The 16,287-nt window shown below is 62.5% G+C and carries 16 protein-coding genes and 5 tRNA genes; 4 read left to right on the top strand and 17 right to left on the bottom strand.

Going from position 1 to position 16,287, the window contains the following annotated elements; genetic code table 11:
- Positions 1–420: 420 nt before the first annotated feature.
- From rplA to AADW18_RS09700, 17 genes are all read right to left on the bottom strand, one after another.
- Positions 421–1,119 carry a 50S ribosomal protein L1 gene (rplA, locus tag AADW18_RS09620; protein WP_337343149.1) on the bottom strand — a complete coding sequence of 233 codons (699 nt, stop codon included), beginning with the start codon at positions 1,117–1,119 and terminating at the stop codon, positions 421–423.
- A 4-nt stretch (positions 1,120–1,123) separates the two neighbouring features.
- Positions 1,124–1,552, bottom strand: a complete 429-nt coding sequence (gene rplK, locus AADW18_RS09625) for a 50S ribosomal protein L11 (protein WP_337343150.1) — start codon at positions 1,550–1,552, stop codon at positions 1,124–1,126.
- Positions 1,553–1,753: 201 nt separating this feature from the next.
- Entirely contained in the window at positions 1,754–2,311 is a 558-nt protein-coding gene (nusG, locus tag AADW18_RS09630; protein ID WP_337343151.1) for a transcription termination/antitermination protein NusG, read from the bottom strand.
- Between the two features lie 13 nt (positions 2,312–2,324).
- On the bottom strand, positions 2,325–2,714 hold the full coding sequence (gene secE, locus AADW18_RS09635; RefSeq protein ID WP_337343152.1) for a preprotein translocase subunit SecE: 390 nt from the start codon (positions 2,712–2,714) through the stop codon (positions 2,325–2,327).
- A 66-nt stretch (positions 2,715–2,780) separates the two neighbouring features.
- Positions 2,781–2,856 (bottom strand) — tRNA-Trp (locus AADW18_RS09640).
- 162 nt (positions 2,857–3,018) lie between these two features.
- Positions 3,019–4,209: an elongation factor Tu gene (gene tuf / locus AADW18_RS09645; RefSeq protein ID WP_337343142.1), complete on the bottom strand. Its 1,191-nt coding sequence runs from the start codon at positions 4,207–4,209 to the stop codon at positions 3,019–3,021.
- Between the two features lie 43 nt (positions 4,210–4,252).
- Positions 4,253–4,328: transfer RNA gene (locus AADW18_RS09650), tRNA-Thr, on the bottom strand.
- Between the two features lie 45 nt (positions 4,329–4,373).
- Positions 4,374–4,447, bottom strand: a tRNA-Gly gene (locus tag AADW18_RS09655).
- A 34-nt stretch (positions 4,448–4,481) separates the two neighbouring features.
- Positions 4,482–4,567, bottom strand: a tRNA-Tyr gene (locus AADW18_RS09660).
- 108 nt (positions 4,568–4,675) lie between these two features.
- Positions 4,676–5,767, bottom strand: coding sequence for a redox-regulated ATPase YchF (ychF, locus tag AADW18_RS09665; RefSeq protein ID WP_337343153.1), 1,092 nt, complete (start codon positions 5,765–5,767; stop codon positions 4,676–4,678).
- Positions 5,768–5,868: 101 nt separating this feature from the next.
- On the bottom strand, positions 5,869–6,447 hold the full coding sequence (pth, locus tag AADW18_RS09670) for an aminoacyl-tRNA hydrolase (protein WP_337343154.1): 579 nt from the start codon (positions 6,445–6,447) through the stop codon (positions 5,869–5,871).
- A 54-nt stretch (positions 6,448–6,501) separates the two neighbouring features.
- Positions 6,502–7,155 carry a 50S ribosomal protein L25/general stress protein Ctc gene (locus AADW18_RS09675; protein ID WP_337343155.1) on the bottom strand — a complete coding sequence of 218 codons (654 nt, stop codon included), beginning with the start codon at positions 7,153–7,155 and terminating at the stop codon, positions 6,502–6,504.
- Positions 7,156–7,333: 178 nt separating this feature from the next.
- A complete protein-coding gene (locus AADW18_RS09680) occupies positions 7,334–8,293 on the bottom strand; it encodes a ribose-phosphate diphosphokinase (protein ID WP_337343156.1) in 960 nt (319 codons plus the stop codon).
- A gap of 86 nt (positions 8,294–8,379) precedes the next feature.
- Positions 8,380–8,457: transfer RNA gene (locus tag AADW18_RS09685), tRNA-Gln, on the bottom strand.
- A gap of 28 nt (positions 8,458–8,485) precedes the next feature.
- Positions 8,486–9,358 carry a 4-(cytidine 5'-diphospho)-2-C-methyl-D-erythritol kinase gene (gene ispE / locus AADW18_RS09690; protein WP_337343157.1) on the bottom strand — a complete coding sequence of 291 codons (873 nt, stop codon included), beginning with the start codon at positions 9,356–9,358 and terminating at the stop codon, positions 8,486–8,488.
- Positions 9,355–10,008, bottom strand: a complete 654-nt coding sequence (gene lolB, locus AADW18_RS09695) for a lipoprotein insertase outer membrane protein LolB (protein ID WP_337343158.1) — start codon at positions 10,006–10,008, stop codon at positions 9,355–9,357. Before lolB ends, ispE begins: the two co-directional genes overlap by 4 nt.
- Before the next feature lie 8 nt (positions 10,009–10,016).
- Positions 10,017–11,702, bottom strand: coding sequence for a tetratricopeptide repeat protein (locus tag AADW18_RS09700; RefSeq protein WP_337343159.1), 1,686 nt, complete (start codon positions 11,700–11,702; stop codon positions 10,017–10,019).
- A 66-nt stretch (positions 11,703–11,768) separates the two neighbouring features.
- Between AADW18_RS09700 and hemA the strand changes: the two genes are divergently transcribed.
- Genes hemA through AADW18_RS09720 form a run of 4 tightly spaced genes read left to right on the top strand, consistent with a single transcriptional unit; the run spans position 11,769 to position 16,279 of the window.
- Positions 11,769–13,049, top strand: a complete 1,281-nt coding sequence (gene hemA / locus AADW18_RS09705; protein WP_337343160.1) for a glutamyl-tRNA reductase — start codon at positions 11,769–11,771, stop codon at positions 13,047–13,049.
- A complete protein-coding gene (gene prfA / locus AADW18_RS09710; protein WP_337343161.1) occupies positions 13,027–14,112 on the top strand; it encodes a peptide chain release factor 1 in 1,086 nt (361 codons plus the stop codon). The genes hemA and prfA overlap by 23 nt, the downstream gene beginning before the upstream one ends.
- Positions 14,112–14,558 (top strand): GNAT family N-acetyltransferase, encoded by a 447-nt coding sequence (locus AADW18_RS09715; RefSeq protein ID WP_337343162.1) that lies wholly within the window; start codon positions 14,112–14,114, stop codon positions 14,556–14,558. Before prfA ends, AADW18_RS09715 begins: the two co-directional genes overlap by 1 nt.
- Positions 14,555–16,279 carry a tetratricopeptide repeat protein gene (locus AADW18_RS09720; protein ID WP_337343163.1) on the top strand — a complete coding sequence of 575 codons (1,725 nt, stop codon included), beginning with the start codon at positions 14,555–14,557 and terminating at the stop codon, positions 16,277–16,279. Before AADW18_RS09715 ends, AADW18_RS09720 begins: the two co-directional genes overlap by 4 nt.
- The last annotated feature ends 8 nt before the right edge of the window (positions 16,280–16,287 follow it).

A 16,287-nucleotide genomic window follows, 5' to 3' on the forward strand; every position in this document is an offset into this window, starting at 1 on the left:
GGCGGCACCCATCCTGGGTACCGGGGACGCCGGATGGCATCCCGGTGGTGGCCTTTCTGACTGGCTGCCCAGACGGGTTGAACCAGAAAAACTTTCAGAAGGCGGCACCATCTACGCCGGCTTGCTCCTCACGGAGACTGGATTAAGCGATCTCGCTTTCATCGGCGGCGATTCCTTGCCAGTGCGAGCTTCCCTGCCCGTCGCCGATATGCGCTGACCACGCCTGCGGTCTTTGACGGCTATCGCTTTAGGCCGAAGCCTTCCGCGATTGCCCTCAAATTTTTTGCTGGGCTCTGCAAAAGCGAACCCAGCGATTTCGTTCCCAGTGGTGAAGCAGAGCTTCAAGTCACTGGATCCCCGCCTTCGCGGGGATGATGCTCCGGCAAAGGCGTCCACGCATTGCGTGGACGCGCCGTTACGTCACTTCAGATTCAGCGAAGACTGGTCCACGATGACGCCAGGACCCATGGTCGAACTGACCGAGATCTTCTGCAGGTACTGGCCCTTGGCGGTGGAAGGCTTAGCCTTCACCAGGTCGGCCAGCAGCGCCTGCAGATTGTTCTTCAGCGCTTCGTCGTCGAAGCTGGCCTTGCCGATGGTGCAGTGAATGATGCCGGCCTTGTCGGTGCGGTAGCGCACCTGACCCGACTTGGCGTTCTTCACGGCTTCGGCAGGATTGGCGGAGACGGTGCCGACCTTCGGGTTCGGCATCAGGCCGCGCGGACCCAGCACCGTACCCAGCTTACCGACCACGCGCATTGCGTCCGGCGTGGCAATGACCACGTCGTAGTTGATGTCGCCGGCCAGCATCTTTTCGGCCAGGTCGTCCATGCCGACGGCTTCGGCACCAGCGGCGGCGGCTTCATCAGCCTTGGCGCCGGCCGGGGCGAACACTGCCACGCGGACCGACTTGCCGGTACCGGCGGGCAGCACGGTGGAACCGCGCACCTGCTGGTCGGACTTCTTGGCATCCACGCCCAAGCGCACAGCAACGTCGACGGACTCGACGAATTTTGCTTTCTGGGTGTTCTTGACGATCTTCAGCGCTTCTTCGATCGAATACGCTTTGCCCGGGGCTACCGCGGCCAAGATGGCTTTCTGTCGTTTTGTCTGTGCCATGGTATTAACCCTCCACCGTCAGGCCCATGCTGCGGGCAGATCCCGCGATCGTACGCACCGCAGCGTCCAGGTCGGCCGCCGTCAGATCGGGTTCTTTCGCCTTGGCGATGTCCTCGAGCTGCTTGCGGGTGACCTTGCCCACCTTTTCGGTGTTCGGGCGCTTGGAGCCGGACTGGATGCCCACCGCCTTCTTCAACAAGATGGTCGCCGGAGGCGTCTTGGTGATGAAGGTGAAGGTACGGTCCGAATAGGCGGTAATGACGACAGGAATCGGCAGACCCGGCTCCAGCTTCTGCGTAGCAGCATTGAACGCCTTGCAGAATTCCATGATGTTCAGGCCGCGCTGACCCAGCGCAGGACCGACCGGCGGCGAGGGGTTGGCCTGACCGGCCTTCACCTGCAGCTTGATGTAACCGACAACTTTCTTTGCCATTTGAGTACTCTCCGGGTGCTAGCGCCTGAACATCAGGCTCCCCATCGGACCGGGAAAATCACGCGTCCCGGCATCGCGTTTTCTGAACGCACCAATGGCCACCCGGAGGCGGCCATGGTCCCTGCTCGGCGTCGCCTGAAGGGAGCCGCGCAGTATAGCAGTGTTTTACGGAGTCGGCTGAACACGCCGGCCCGCTACGGATCAGGCTTTCTCGACCTGCCCGAATTCCAGCTCAACCGGAGTGGAGCGGCCGAAAATGAGCACGGCTACACGGAGACGGCTCTTCTCGTAATTGACTTCTTCGACCACGCCATTGAAGTCATTGAACGGACCATCGACGACGCGGACCATCTCGCCCGGCTCGAACAACACCTTGGGCTTGGGTTTCTCTACGCCTTCCTGCACGCGATCAAGGATGGCGGCAGCCTCCTCATCGCGAATCGGCAGCGGGCGATCAGCAGTGCCGCCAATGAAGCCCAACACCTTGGACGTATCCTTCACCAGGTGCCAACTCTCGTTGTCCATGCGCGGAATACCCGCTTCGTCATGGGTCTCGATCTGCACCAGCACATAGCCCGGGAAGAACTTGCGTTCGGAACGGCGCTTCTGGCCGGAACGCATCTCCACCACTTCCTCGGTCGGAACAAGCACATCGCCGAAGCGATCTTCCATGCCGTCACGGACGATGCGATCGCGCAGAGCCTGCGCTACCGATTTTTCAAAGCCCGAATAGGCGTGAACGACATACCAACGCTTCACTGCGACATTCTCCTCAGCGGCCAAAGTTCAGGAACCACTCGATCAACGCCTGTATGGCGAAATCGAAACCGGCCAACAACAAACTCAGCACGATCACCACCACGACGACGACCCAGGTGGTGCGCATGGCCTCTTCGCGCGTGGGCCATACGACCTTGCGCATTTCGAAACGCGACTCGGCCAGGAATTCCCGGGTATCGCGCCCCTTCGATGTGGTCAAAAACACGACCGCGCCCAGTACCAGTCCGGCTGCGACTGCGAGCGAGCGTAGCGGCGTGGCCCACTGGCCGTTGAACCACCACCACGCCACCAGACCGGTCGCTACCAGCGCCAACGCCAGAACATACTTGGCGATGTCGCCCGCGGAAGTGCCGGCTTTGGATTGTTCGACCTTGCTATTCAAGTCACTGTCGCTCTTGGTTCTTTAAGTCCGGCCTTGAGAGCCGGGCTTCTGCGGAAATGCCCGCAATGGCACGCCAGGAGGGACTCGAACCCCCAACCTGCGGTTTTGGAGACCGCTGCTCTGCCAATTGAGCTACTGGCGTATTGGCTTGATGCTTCGCCGTCTTCGGGACTCCTTAGACGGCGAAGGCGGACCGAGGTTCCGGCCCGCCATTTCGTGCTTTATCAAGTCGCTGGACCCCGGCCTGCGCCGGGGTGACGGCCTGACAAAGCCGGGCAGGCTTGCGCCCGCCCGGGTCAGGACGTCACTTGATGATCTTGGCTACCACGCCCGCGCCGACGGTACGGCCGCCTTCGCGAATCGCGAAACGCAGGCCTTCGTCCATCGCCACCGGGTTGATCAGCTCCACCACCATCTTCACGTTGTCGCCCGGCATCACCATCTCCACGCCTTCCGGCAGGGTCACCGCACCGGTGATATCGGTCGTACGGAAGTAGAACTGCGGACGGTAACCTTTGAAGAACGGCGTGTGACGGCCGCCTTCGTCCTTGCTCAGCACATACACTTCGGCTTCGAACTGGGTGTGCGGATTGATCGAACCCGGCTTGCACAGCACCTGGCCGCGCTCCACGTCGTCACGCTTGGTGCCGCGCAGCAGCAGACCGGCGTTGTCGCCCGCCTGGCCCTGATCCAGCAGCTTGCGGAACATTTCCACACCCGTCACCGTGGTCTTCACGGTCGGACGGATACCCACGATTTCGATTTCGTCGCCCACCTTGATGATGCCGCGCTCGATACGACCGGTCACCACGGTGCCGCGGCCGGAAATCGAGAACACGTCTTCCACCGGCATCAGGAACGGACGGTCGATGTCGCGCTCGGGCTGCGGAATGAACGTATCCAGCGCTTCCACCAGCTTGATGATCGACGGCACGCCAATCTCCGACTGGTCGCCTTCCAGCGCCAAACGCGCCGAACCGTGGATGATCGGGGTGTCATCGCCCGGGAAGTCGTACTTGCTCAGCAGCTCGCGCACTTCCATTTCCACCAGCTCCAGCAGCTCGGCGTCGTCCACCATGTCCGCCTTGTTCAGGAAGACCACGATGTGCGGCACGCCGACCTGGCGCGACAGCAGAATGTGCTCGCGCGTCTGCGGCATCGGGCCGTCCGCGGCCGAGCACACCAGAATCGCACCGTCCATCTGCGCCGCACCGGTGATCATGTTCTTCACATAGTCGGCGTGGCCCGGGCAGTCCACGTGCGCGTAGTGGCGGTTCGGGCTTTCGTATTCCACGTGCGCCGTCGAGATCGTGATGCCGCGCGCCTTCTCTTCCGGCGCCGCGTCAATCGCGTCATAGGCCTTGAACTCGCCTCCGAAACGCTCTGCACCGACCTTCGTCAGCGCCGCCGTCAGCGTCGTCTTGCCGTGGTCCACGTGACCAATCGTGCCCACGTTCACGTGCGGCTTGGTGCGTTCGAATTTACCCTTTGCCATGGCTGCTTCTTCTCGAGTAGATCGTTAATGAACTTGCTAATGGTGGTGCTCACGAATGGAATCGAACCATCGACCTCCTCCTTACCAAGGAGGTGCTCTACCGACTGAGCTACGTGAGCGTAAAACTTTCTTGCTGTTCCGGTTACTGGCGCTTCGGTGTTCAGTGGAGCGGGAGACGGGAATCGAACCCGCACCATCAGCTTGGAAGGCTGAGGTTCTACCGTTGAACTACTCCCGCGCCGGGAGACAACCACAACACACAACATGAATTTTGGTGGAGGGAGGTGGATTCGAACCACCGAAGGCGTGAGCCAGCAGATTTACAGTCTGCCCCCGTTGGCCGCTTGGGTATCCCTCCGGATCACCGGATCGACCCGACCGGCGCGGTCAAATCAAACCAGGGTGAAACAGCCAGAGATTTTGGCCTGAACCGGCGCGCCTGTCAACGCGCAGATGCCAACATTTTTCAGACGTTGAACCGGAAGTGCAGCACGTCGCCTTCCTGGACCCGATATTCCTTGCCTTCCAGACGCAGGCGGCCAGCATCGCGCGCGCCGGATTCGCCCTTGTATTTGATGAAGTCGTCAAAGGAAATGGTTTCGGCGCGGATGAAGCCTTTCTCAAAATCGGTGTGAATGACTGCCGCCGCCTGGGGAGCCGTGGAGCCGGCCTTGACCGTCCAGGCACGCACTTCTTTCACCCCGGCTGTGAAGTAGGTCTGCAATCCCAAAAGCTTGTAGGCCGCGCGTATGACCCGGTTCAACCCTGGCTCTTCCAGACCCAGATCGGCCAGGAAGGTGTCGCGATCCTCTTCATCCAGCTGGGCCAGCTCTTCCTCGATGGCAGCCGAAACCGGCACCACCTCTGCCCCTTCCGCAATGGCGCGCGCCCGAACGAGATCCAGATGCGGGTTGTTTTCGAATCCGTCTTCCAGCACGTTGGCCACATACATGACCGGCTTCAGAGTCAGCAGGAACAGATCACGTACCAGCGCCTTTTCTTCCTCATCCAGCCCCAGCGCGCGACCCGGCTTGCCATCACTCAGCCCCGCATGCAGCTTCTGCAGCACTGGCTTGCGCGCGATGGCATCCTTTTCGCCGGCCTTGGCTGAGCGTTCGGCGCGGTTCAATGCCTTTTCAACGCTATCCAGGTCCGCCAGCGCCAGCTCGGTGTCGATAGTCTCGATATCCGAAAGAGGATCCACCTTGCCGGCCACGTGCACGATGTCGCCATGCTCGAAACAGCGCACCACATGCGTGATGGCATCCACCTCACGGATGTGAGCCAGGAATTTGTTACCCAGGCCTTCGCCACTGGCCGCGCCCGCCACCAGCCCGGCGATGTCGACGAACTCGACCGCGGTCGGCAACACTTTCTGCGGTTTGACGATTTCGGCCAGCTGGTTCAAGCGGAGGTCCGGCACCGGCACAACACCGACGTTTGGCTCGATGGTGCAGAACGGGAAGTTGGCCGCCGCGATGCCCGCCTTGGTCAGCGCGTTGAACAGGGTCGACTTACCCACATTGGGCAGACCGACGATGCCGCATTTGATACCCATGGATTAAAGCCGCCAATGGTGAAGAGTGAAAGGTAAAGAAAAGCGCGCGTCGCCACTCTTTACCATTGACTCTTAGCAGGCGGCGCTCGCCGCCGGTTTTACTACTTGCTCGTATGCAACCGCTTCATCGCCTCGTTGAAATCTCCCGCCACTGCCAGGGGCAGCACATCAATGGCGTCGTCGATGGCGTGACCTATCAGGCTCTCATCCTCTTTGCCGGGCTTGCCCAGCACCCAACTGGTCACCCTGTCTTTGTGGCCGGGATGGCCGATACCGATGCGCAGCCGGTGGAACTTGCCGTGTCCTAATAGCTGGATGGTGTCACGCAAGCCGTTTTGGCCTCCATGGCCGCCATCGAACTTCAGCCGCGCCGTACCGGGAGCCAGATCGAGCTCGTCGTGCGCCAGCAACGCCTCTTCCGGATCGATTTTCCAGTAACGCAGCGCCGCAGTGACCGACTTGCCGCTGAGGTTCATGTAGGTGGCCGGCTTGAGCAGCCATATCGGCTGTCCTGCAACGACTACCCGGGCCGTTTCGCCGAACAGCTTGCTTTCCAGGCCAAATCGCTCGCCCTGCCGCTCCGCCAGGGTATCGACAAAACGGAACCCGGCGTTATGCCGGGTTCGCGCGTGTTCGGGACCGGGATTACCCAGCCCGACGATGAGACGTATGCCTGCCATCGCAAAGCCCCGCGAGGATGCGCTCGCCTTAGCAGCGAGCGCATCGCGGCAGGATTACTTCTCGTCCTTCTTCGCCTTGGCAGCCGGAACGTCAGCCGTCGGGGCTTCGGGCGTTTCGGCTTCTTCGACACGGCCGTGCTTGGCGATCACCACCGCCACGTCGTGCTCCTTGCCCAGCTTCAACTCAGGCAATTCGACGCCAGCCGGCAGCTTGATATCGGACAAGTGGACCACGTCGCCCACCGACAACGCGGACAGATCGACTTCGATGAACTCCGGCAGATCCTTCGGCAGGCAGCTCACGTGCAGTTCGTTCAGTTCGTGGGTTACCACGACTTCAGCGGACTTGCCGGCCGGCGACTTGTCTTCATTGATGAAGTGCAACGGCACCGTGGCGCGCAGCAGCTCGTTTTCGTTCACGCGCTGGAAGTCCATGTGCATGATCTGCTGCTTGAACGGGTGGCGCTGCAAATCGCGCAGCAGCACTTTCTGGATGTCGCCATTGAGGCTCAGGTCCAGGATGGACGAATAGAACCAGTCGTTCTGGCTCGCGAGCCAGACTTCATTGTGGTTCAGCTGGATGCTGACCGGTTTGAGATCGCCACCGTAAACGATGGCGGGCACGTGGCCAGCGTGACGCAGGCGGCGGCTCGCACCCTTACCTTCGTCTTCGCGGCGTTGCACCTTGATTTCATGTGTGGTTGCCATTTTCTTACTACCTTCAGTTGAATGAACCGTCTCGCGACGGTTTTGGAGACTCTTCCGCGACCAGAAGAGCCATTGAAAAAGCCGGGAATGGAGAATTGGGAATAGAGAATGGGAAAAATCAGGAGCACGTCCCTGCGCTCTTACGATTCCCTATTCCCGATTTCCTATTCCCGGCCTCTTAGTCCACGTACAACGAACTCACCGACTCGCCAAAGGCGATGCGGCGGATCGTTTCTGCCAGCAATTCGGCCACGCTGAGTTGGCGAATCCTGCTGCAACCTTTCGCTTCCGGCGAAAGCGGGATGGTGTCGGTGACGACCAGCTCGTCCAGCACCGATTTGTTCAAATTGTCCACTGCCGGGCCGGAGAGCACAGGGTGTGTGCAGTAGGCCGCCACCTTCTTCGCGCCCCGCGCCTTCAGCGCGGCGGCCGCGGCGCACAGCGTACCCGCGGTGTCGACGATGTCATCGACCAGCACGCAATCCTTGCCTTCCACGTCGCCGATGATGTTCATCACCGTTGCCACGTTGGCGCGCGGACGGCGCTTGTCGATGATCGCCAGGTCGGCGTCGTCCAGTCGCTTGGCCACCGCACGTGCACGCACCACACCACCCACGTCCGGCGACACCACGATCAGGTTGTCGGTGCCGTAGGCGCGCCAGATGTCGGCCAGCAGCAGCGGTGACGCATAAACATTGTCGACCGGAATATCGAAGAATCCCTGAATCTGGTCAGCGTGCAGGTCCACCGTCAGCACACGGTCGGTACCGACCGCACTGAACATCTTGGCCGCTACCTTCGCGGTGATCGGCACGCGCGAGGAACGCAGGCGGCGATCTTGGCGCGAGTAGCCGAAATACGGCACCACCGCGGTGACACTGGCGGCCGATGCGCGCTTCAGTGCGTCGATCAGCACCAGCAGCTCCATCAGGTTTTCCGCGCTGGGTGCGCAGGTCGGCTGAATGACGAACACTTCCTGCCGGCGCACGTTTTCTTCGATTTCCACCTGCACTTCGCCGTCGGAGAAGCGAGACACCAGCGCCTTGCCGGCGCGCACGCCCAACTCACGGCAGATACTGGCCGCGAGCGGCTTGTTGGCGTTGCCGGTGAAGACAAGCAGGTTACGATCATCTTGCATCTTGTCTCTCACCGCTGATGGCTACCGAAGTCGGGCTTAGTCCCGCACACGAATGCGCGGGTCTGGCGCAGAGAAACCTGCAGTTATGGCTGGGGCGGTAGGATTCGAACCTACGAAATGCCGGGATCAAAACCCGGTGCCTTAGGCCTCTTGGCGACGCCCCAGTGTGTTTTTTTTAAAGCTAGGTGTTTTTCAAACTAATTTCGCCAGGGACTTGTGCAACGGCGAACGCGTCACGCCTTCCGCAACCCAGGCGTGCAAACCGTCAGGTAGCTCCCGCAGCGCAGCCTCGGCAGAGGCGCGATCAGCGAATTCCACGAAGCAGCCGCTGCCGGAACCGGTCAGACGAGGTGAGCCAATACGCGACAATGCCGAAAACACAGCCTCTACGGCTGGTTCGCGGCGGCGCAGCACCGGCTCGAACGCATTGTCGAGCAAGTTTCCCGAAACGAAGTCGCGTATTTTCGCGGGTGCAGCATTGCGCGTCAAATCCTCTGATCGAAAAAGATCGCCCGTGGGGACATGAACACCCGGATCGACCACCACATACCAGGCGGACGGCAGCGAAATCGGGGTCAATTTCTCCCCTACTCCCTCGGCCCAGGCATTCTCACCTTGTACGAAGACCGGCACGTCGGCACCCAGCGCCAAACCAAGCTTCGCCAAGCGATCCAACGGCCAATTCACCCGCCATAGTTGATTTAGCACCACCAGGACGGTCGCCGCATCGGAGGATCCGCCACCAAAGCCGCCGCCTGCCGGAATCCTTTTTTCGACGGAGATGTCTGCCCCTTGCTCGACGTTGGCTTCCGTTTGAAGCAGAACGGCTGCCCGCACCATCAGATCGTCAGCTTCGGCCACGCCAGCGGCGGATTCGCCCACCCGCTTGATCAAGCGATCGTCGCGAACGCGCAAATGCACGGTGTCGCCCCAATGCAGCAACCGGAATACGGTCTGCAGCTCGTGATAACCGTCGGTGCGCCGGCCAATTATGTTCAGGAACAGGTTCAGCTTGGCGGGGGCGGGCCAAGCCGACCACCCTGCCGATACATCGAAGTCGTTCATGGGGCGCCGAAATCCCAACGATCCACGATCAAGCGCACCTTGGCGCCCTCGCGCACGGCGACGATCTGGCGCGGCAGCGCGGGATGGTCACCCTGCGGTTCGAACCAGAGCGCGTAATCGATCCGCCAGCCTGACTCCTGCACGCTGCGCAACCGGCCATCCGGCGCGAAGTCGATCTGCTCGGCCGTCGCGCCGGGACCCGACATGCCTTGCGCCCAGCGGGTCAGTGCCTGGATCGGAATTTCCCAGCCGGTGGCTTCGCGCAGCAGTTGCTCGGCATCCTCGCCCTCGCGGGTGCCGCCTTCCAGGCCTTCCAGCCGGCCGGCCTTGCTGCGCGTATCGCCAATCAACCGCCAACTTTGACGGGTAACCGGCGCGCTCAACGACACCTCGTAGCGGTCACCGTCCTGACGCCAATCGATCCGGCCGTTGCCACCCTTTCCATTGTTGTTGATCGCCACCCGGCCTTCGAAAGCCCAGTTGTCGTGGGTACGCAGCCAGCTTTCGCGAATAGCCTGCTGGGCTTGCGCCGCTGCCACGGCCTCGGGATCGGTCAGCTTCGCCGGCGTTTCCATCCGCGGTCCGCGGCTCACACAAGCCGCCAGCGAAACCACCATCACACCCAGGCAGAGTCCCCGGCCCGTCCTCATACACGACCTCATGCGCCGGTTTTCTCCAAGGCCCGCAACAGCGCGCGATTTTCGGGATCCAGCTTGCGCGCTTCATCGAAGTACTTGCGCGCTTCCTCCTTCTGGCCGGTGACCCACAGCACTTCGGCGATATGCGACGCGATTTCCGGATCTTTTTGCAGCGTGAACGCCCGGCGCAATTCGACCAGGGCCTCCTTGTTGCGCCCCAGCCGATAGAGCACCCAGCCGTAGCTGTCGATGATGGCGGCATCCTCTGGAGCGGCCGTGCGGGCGCGGTCGATCAGCTCCAACGCTTCCTGATAGCGATTGGTACGGTCGGCCAGCGTGTAGCCCAACGCGTTGAGTGCGGCCACGTTTTCAGGATCGATCACCAGTATCTTGCGGAAATCCGCCTCGGCGCGGTCGATACGGTCCCGACGTTCCCACGCCAACCCGCGCGAGTACAGCAGCCCCAGATCGTCCGGATAAGCCGCCAGGCCACGCGCGAATACGTCCAGTTCGCCGGTGTCGTCTTCGTTCTTTTGCCGCAGCTCGGCCTCTATCAAATAGGCGTCGCGGCGGGCTTCGTCTTCCACAGTCGCATCGCCTTGTAGGCGTCGCGCCTCGGCGAAGGCTTCATCCTTGCGCCCCAACTCATACAGTGTGCTGGCGATGCGTAATCTGGCTTCGGTGCGCTGATCGCCGGTGGGCACGCTGCGATACCAGGTCAGCGCTTCTTCGTTGCGCTTCAGGAACTCGGCAATCTTGCCCAACAGCAAGCGGCGGTCCGGACTATAGCGATCACTGCCCGAAGCCTCGTCGGAATCGCGCCGCAGCTCCTCGTAAAGCTTATTCAGCGCCTCTTTGTTGTCGCCTTTGGCCAGCAAGGAGGCACGCAGACTGTAGGTCAGCGTGTCCTGCGACCCTTGCGCCAATGCATTGGAGGCGGCGACCACATCCCCCAGCCGGTCGTATTCTTCGGCCAGATTCAGCCGCACCGTGTTGTTGGAAGCCGCCGTTGGCAGCAGCCCATCCAGGACTTCGCGGGCTTCATCCTGCTTGTCGACCTGCCGCAACTGGCGGGCATGCAACAGCGCCACCAGCGGCTCTTCGGGAAACCGCTGCACCACGTCGCCGACGATGCGCTCGGAAAGTTTCGGCTGATCCAACTGCTGTGCCAGCCCGGCGAACGCCAGCCACGCCTGCAGCTTGTCGGGGATAGCCTTGTCGTCGACCAGTTCGTCCAGCAAACGGGCGGACAACTTGGGGTCCTTGCCGCCGCTACCCAGCGCGGTCAGCGCGTAGCGCCAGCCCAGGTCATCGGGCTCCTTCATCAATGCCCCCAGCTCGCGACGGGCGGTGCGAGCATCGCCCTCACGCAAGGCCAGCGTGGCTTCGGCACCGCGCATGGCCATCGACTTGGGCGCGCGTTGCCGCCATAACTTGAGCGCTTCGGCGGCGCGGCTGTCCTCATTGGCCAGCAAGGCGATGCGCGTGGCTCGCTCAGCCAGCCCGGCGTCGTCGTCCTGCTGAAGGGCAGCTTCCAGATACCAGCGCGATGCTTCCGGCAGCTGGCCGGCCTGCAGGGCGAACTCTCCCGCCATGACCGCGGCGAGCGAATCATCGGCAGGGGCCGGCTTTTTGGCCGCCTGCGCGGGCTGGATCAGTGCCAGCGCGAGCAGCGCGGCAACGGTGATACGAATCATTGCGGGCATAAGCATCATACGGGCCGTAAAATAGCGGCCCTCACCAGCCAGCAGCTTAGCGCAAGCACCTGAACGATGACGTTGTGGGTTCTCGGACTCAACCACCAGACCGCGCCGGTCGAAATGCGCGAACGCCTTGCGTTCGACCCGGCGTCGCTGCCTGGTGCGCTGAATTCGGTGCGCGCGCTGCCGCGGGTGACCGAAGCGGCGCTGCTTTCCACCTGCAATCGCACCGAGCTGTACGCGGTAGCCGAGGACGGCGACGAGTTGGCGAACTGGCTGGCAACCCACGCCGACGGGCTGCATGGATATCTGTATCGCCATGCCGATGCCGACGCGGTGCGCCATCTGTTCCGCGTCGCGACAGGCCTGGATTCCATGGTCCTGGGCGAACCGCAGATCCTGGGGCAGGTAAAGGATGCCTGGGCCATGGCGCGCGAACACGGCGCACTGGGCAGCCGCCTGGACCGGTTGTTCCAGCAGACCTTCGCCGTCGCCAAGCGCGCCCGCACCGACACCCGCGTCGGCGCCAACCCGGTTTCGGTCGCCTCCACTGCGGTGCGACTGGCGCAGAACTCCTTTGCCCGGCTCAGCGAATCCACCGTGCTGCTGGTCGGCGCAGGCGAAACCATCGAACTGGCCGCCAAGCACCTGAGCGAAGGCCGGGTGCAGCGATTGCTGATCGCCAACCGCACCTTGGCGCACGCGCAGGAACTGGCGACTCGCCACGGCGGTTATGCGCTGCCGTTGTCCGAGCTGGATCGCCATCTGGCCGAAGCCGACGTGGTGTTTTCCGCTACCGCCAGCCGCGAACCGGTGTTGACGCGCGCGCAAGTCAGCCACGCGTTGTCGCAGCGCAAGCACAAACCGATGCTGCTGTTCGATCTGGCGGTCCCGCGCGATATCGAACCGAGCGTGGCGCAATTGGCCGACGCCTACCTGTACACCGTCGATGATCTGGAACGGGCGGTGGAAGACAACCGTCGCAGTCGCCGCGAAGCCGCCGAAGCCGCCGAAGTCATCATCGATCTGCAAGTGCAGCGCTACATCGAAAGCCTGCATGCCGGTGCACGCCAAGAGCCACTGAAGCGACTGCGCGCGCTGGGCGATGCCACTCGCGATGACGTGCTGGCGAAGGCCCGGCAACAACTGGCCAACGGCCGCCATGCGGATGAAGTGTTGGACTTCCTGGCGCATACGCTGACCAACCGACTGCTGCACCCGCCCACCGCTGCCTTGCGCGATGCGGCCTTGCGTGGCGACGCCGAACTGACCCGCGCCGCCGACCGCCTGTTCCCGGCGCAGCCACCCTACTCCCACCTCAAGAAAGACGATGACGCCGACGCTGCGCCGTAAACTCGAAGCGCTGGCCGAACGCCGCGAAGAACTCGAACGCCTGCTTGCCGATCCCGGTGCGTTGAGCGACAACGACCGTTTCCGCAACTACTCTCGCGAGTTCGCGCAGCTGGAGCCCGTGGTCACCGCACTAGCCGAAGAAACCAAGGCCAAGCGCGACCTGGCCGCGGCCGAAGCGATGCGCAATGATCCCGAACTGAGCGAACTGGCTGAAGAAGAAATCGAGCTTGCACGCAAGCGGCTGGCGCAATTGGAAGACGAGCTTTCGCTGCTGCTGGTGCCGAAGGATTCCCGCGACGACGCCAACCTGTTCCTGGAAGTGCGCGCGGGTACGGGCGGCGATGAAGCGGCGATCTTCGCCGGCGACCTGTTCCGCATGTACGCGCGTTACGCCGAGCGCCAGGGCTGGAAGGTGGAGATCGAATCGGACAGCCCCGGCGAACACGGCGGCTACAAGGAAATCGTGGCCAAGATCACCGGGCGTGGCGCGTTCTCCAAACTGAAATTCGAATCCGGCACCCACCGCGTGCAACGCGTACCGGAAACCGAATCACAAGGGCGCATCCACACCTCCGCCGCCACTGTCGCCATCATTCCGGAAGACGAAGCAGTGGATGAGATCGTGATCAATCCGGCCGACTTGCGAGTGGATACCTTCCGCTCCTCCGGCGCCGGCGGCCAGCACGTGAACAAAACCGACTCGGCCATCCGCATCACCCACCTGCCCACGGGTACGGTGGTGGAGTGCCAGACCGAGCGATCGCAGCATGCCAACCGCGACAAGGCCATGAAGCGACTGAAGGCGCAGTTGCTGGACGCCGAACGCAGCAAGCAGTTGGCGGCGCAGGCCGAGTCGCGCAAGTTGCAGGTGGGTAGCGGCGACCGCAGTCAGCGCATCCGCACGTATAACTATCCGCAGGGCCGGATCACCGACCACCGTGTGGAAGGTTTGACGCTGTACGATCTGCCTAATGTTTTGCAAGGTGACCTGGACTCGCTGGTGGATCGACTGACCCGTGAATACCAGGCTGACGAGTTGGCACGCCTGACGGAGGCCGCATGATGGATGTTCGACGCGCAACCATCGAAGACGTAGACGCCATCGCTCCGTTGTTCGACCTGTACCGGACGTTCTATGAGCAGCCAAGCGATCCGGCATTGGCGCGCCGCTTCATCAGCGAACGTTTGCAGCAAGATGAGTCCGTCATTTTCCTGGCGGAAGCGGCCGGCAAGGCATTGGGCTTCACCCAGTTGTTCCCATCGTTTTCATCGGTGGGCGCCACGCGCGTCTGGGTACTCAACGATCTCTACGTCGATGCCGCTGCACGGCGGCAAGGTGTAGCGCAGACGTTACTACAGGCCGCCACTGAGTTCGCCCGTGCTGACGGTGCGCGCCGGCTGGAACTTGAAACGGACCACAGCAACGATTCCGCGCAGACGCTTTACCGCCGTCTGGGTTGGGAGCTGTACGAAGGCACGCTGCGCTTCCGGCTATCGCTGAATCCGTGAGCGAGGTCGTGGCCGATCCGCAGCTGCTACGCCTGCGGCAGACGGTGCACGGCAACCCACAGGATTTCATCGCCTGGGTCATGCTGTCAGAAGCCGAACTCGATCATGGCGATGTCGATGCTGGACTCCGCGCCGCGGCACGTGCGCTGACACTTCGCCCCCACCACCCTGAAGCCCTGGCGCGATTAGGCCGAGCGTATTGGATGCAGGGCCAGCATGCGCAGGCGGTCGAGGCGCTGCGGCAAGCGGCGACGCAGGTGCCGCAGCATCCCGGCATCGCCCTGTGGCTGGGCCATGCGCTGGAAGATGCCGGCGAAGCCGAAGCGGCCGCACAAGCCTACGAAAACGCGTATCGGCTGATGCCGAGCGAGCCGTCGATAGCGGCGCATCTGTTGAATTGGCGACGCAAGTTATGCGATTGGCGCGAACTGGAGACGCTCTCCAACCAGGTCCGCCGTGCAGTGCGCGAGGGACGTGCCGCTGTCGAGCCTTTCGCCTTCCTCAGCGAAGACGCTCCGCCCGCCGAACAGCTGGCGTGCGCACGCTTGCGCGCAGCCGAAATCGCCCGACGGATCCGGCCGATGCCAGCGGTTTCGGAAATGGCATCGACACGCGATCGCAGCACGCTGCGACTGGGTTTTCTGTCCAACGGCTTCGGTGCGCATCCCACTGGCCTGCTAACGGCGGCATTCTTCGAAGCACTGTCTTCTCATTCCGAGGCCGAAGCGCATCTGTTCGCACTCACTCGCGATGACGGCAGCATCATTCGCCAACGGCTGCGAACAGCGACCCGGCTGCACGAAGCCGCCGGACAGCCGCATGCGCGCATCGCCCATGCCATTCGCGAACAGAATATCGATGTGCTGTTCGACTTGCGTGGCTGGGGCGGTGGCGGCGCACCGGAAGTGCTGGCAATGCGACCGGCACCGGTACAGGTCAACTGGCTGGCTTATCCGGGCACGTCCGGTGCGCCCTGGTTGGACTACGTGTTGGCCGATCGCTTTGTTCTGCCCGAAGTACTCACGCCCCACTACACCGAACGGGTGAAATGGTTGCCGGGCTGTTTCCAGCCGTCGGACACCCAGCGTGCGATTCCACCCGCACCTTCGCGCGCCGAATGCGGACTGCCGGAGCGGACGGAAGCCGGTGGCGTGGTCTATTGCTGTTTCAACAATAGCTACAAGCTCAATCCCACCAGCTTCGCTCGGATGATGGCGGTGCTAGGCGGCGTACCGGGCAGTGTTTTGTGGCTGCTGTCGGGGCCGGGCCGGGCGGATGATCGTCTGCGGGAAGCGGCGCGCGATTCGGGCATCGATCCCGCGCGGCTGGTCTTCATGGGCAAGCTTCCGCACGCCGAGTATCTGGCGCGGTATCAGCATGCCGATCTATTCCTGGACACGCATCCCTACAACGCGCACACGACCGCGTCCGATGCGTTGTGGGCAGGTTGTCCGGTGCTGACTTGCCCCGGCGAAACCTTCGCTTCGCGCGTGGCAGGCAGCCTGAATCACCATCTGGGAATGGAAGCGCTGAATGCGCCCGACGAGCAGAGCTTCATCGCGCGTGCGATCCGGCTAGGCAACGACCCGGCCGCTTTGGCGGTGTTGCGAGAAGAACTGGCAGCATGCCGCGAAAGGCGGAACGGTTTGTTCGACATGGCAGCGTTTGCACGGAGTTTCGTTTTGGCCGCGCGAGAAATGCATGCGAGTATGCGGCGCTGACGTTGCGC

Origin of the sequence: Pseudoxanthomonas sp. CCNWLY206-1 (assembly GCF_039710385.1) — a bacterium.
Classification (GTDB): Bacteria; Pseudomonadota; Gammaproteobacteria; order Xanthomonadales; family Xanthomonadaceae; genus Pseudoxanthomonas_A.

Bases quoted from the DNA above. Each gene is read 5' to 3' on its own strand.
- ychF (WP_337343153.1), bottom strand. From the start codon at position 5,767: ATGGGTATCAAATGCGGCATCGTCGGTCTGCCCAATGTGGGTAAGTCG.
- AADW18_RS09700 (WP_337343159.1), bottom strand. From the start codon at position 11,702: ATGCCCGCAATGATTCGTATCACCGTTGCCGCGCTGCTCGCGCTGGCA.
- pth (WP_337343154.1), bottom strand. From the start codon at position 6,447: ATGGCAGGCATACGTCTCATCGTCGGGCTGGGTAATCCCGGTCCCGAA.
- AADW18_RS09680 (WP_337343156.1), bottom strand. From the start codon at position 8,293: ATGCAAGATGATCGTAACCTGCTTGTCTTCACCGGCAACGCCAACAAG.
- AADW18_RS09715 (WP_337343162.1), top strand. From the start codon at position 14,112: ATGGATGTTCGACGCGCAACCATCGAAGACGTAGACGCCATCGCTCCG.
- lolB (WP_337343158.1), bottom strand. From the start codon at position 10,008: ATGAGGACGGGCCGGGGACTCTGCCTGGGTGTGATGGTGGTTTCGCTG.
- prfA (WP_337343161.1), top strand. From the start codon at position 13,027: ATGACGCCGACGCTGCGCCGTAAACTCGAAGCGCTGGCCGAACGCCGC.
- rplA (WP_337343149.1), bottom strand. From the start codon at position 1,119: ATGGCACAGACAAAACGACAGAAAGCCATCTTGGCCGCGGTAGCCCCG.
- ispE (WP_337343157.1), bottom strand. From the start codon at position 9,358: ATGAACGACTTCGATGTATCGGCAGGGTGGTCGGCTTGGCCCGCCCCC.
- tuf (WP_337343142.1), bottom strand. From the start codon at position 4,209: ATGGCAAAGGGTAAATTCGAACGCACCAAGCCGCACGTGAACGTGGGC.
- hemA (WP_337343160.1), top strand. From the start codon at position 11,769: ATGACGTTGTGGGTTCTCGGACTCAACCACCAGACCGCGCCGGTCGAA.
- AADW18_RS09675 (WP_337343155.1), bottom strand. From the start codon at position 7,155: ATGGCAACCACACATGAAATCAAGGTGCAACGCCGCGAAGACGAAGGT.
- rplK (WP_337343150.1), bottom strand. From the start codon at position 1,552: ATGGCAAAGAAAGTTGTCGGTTACATCAAGCTGCAGGTGAAGGCCGGT.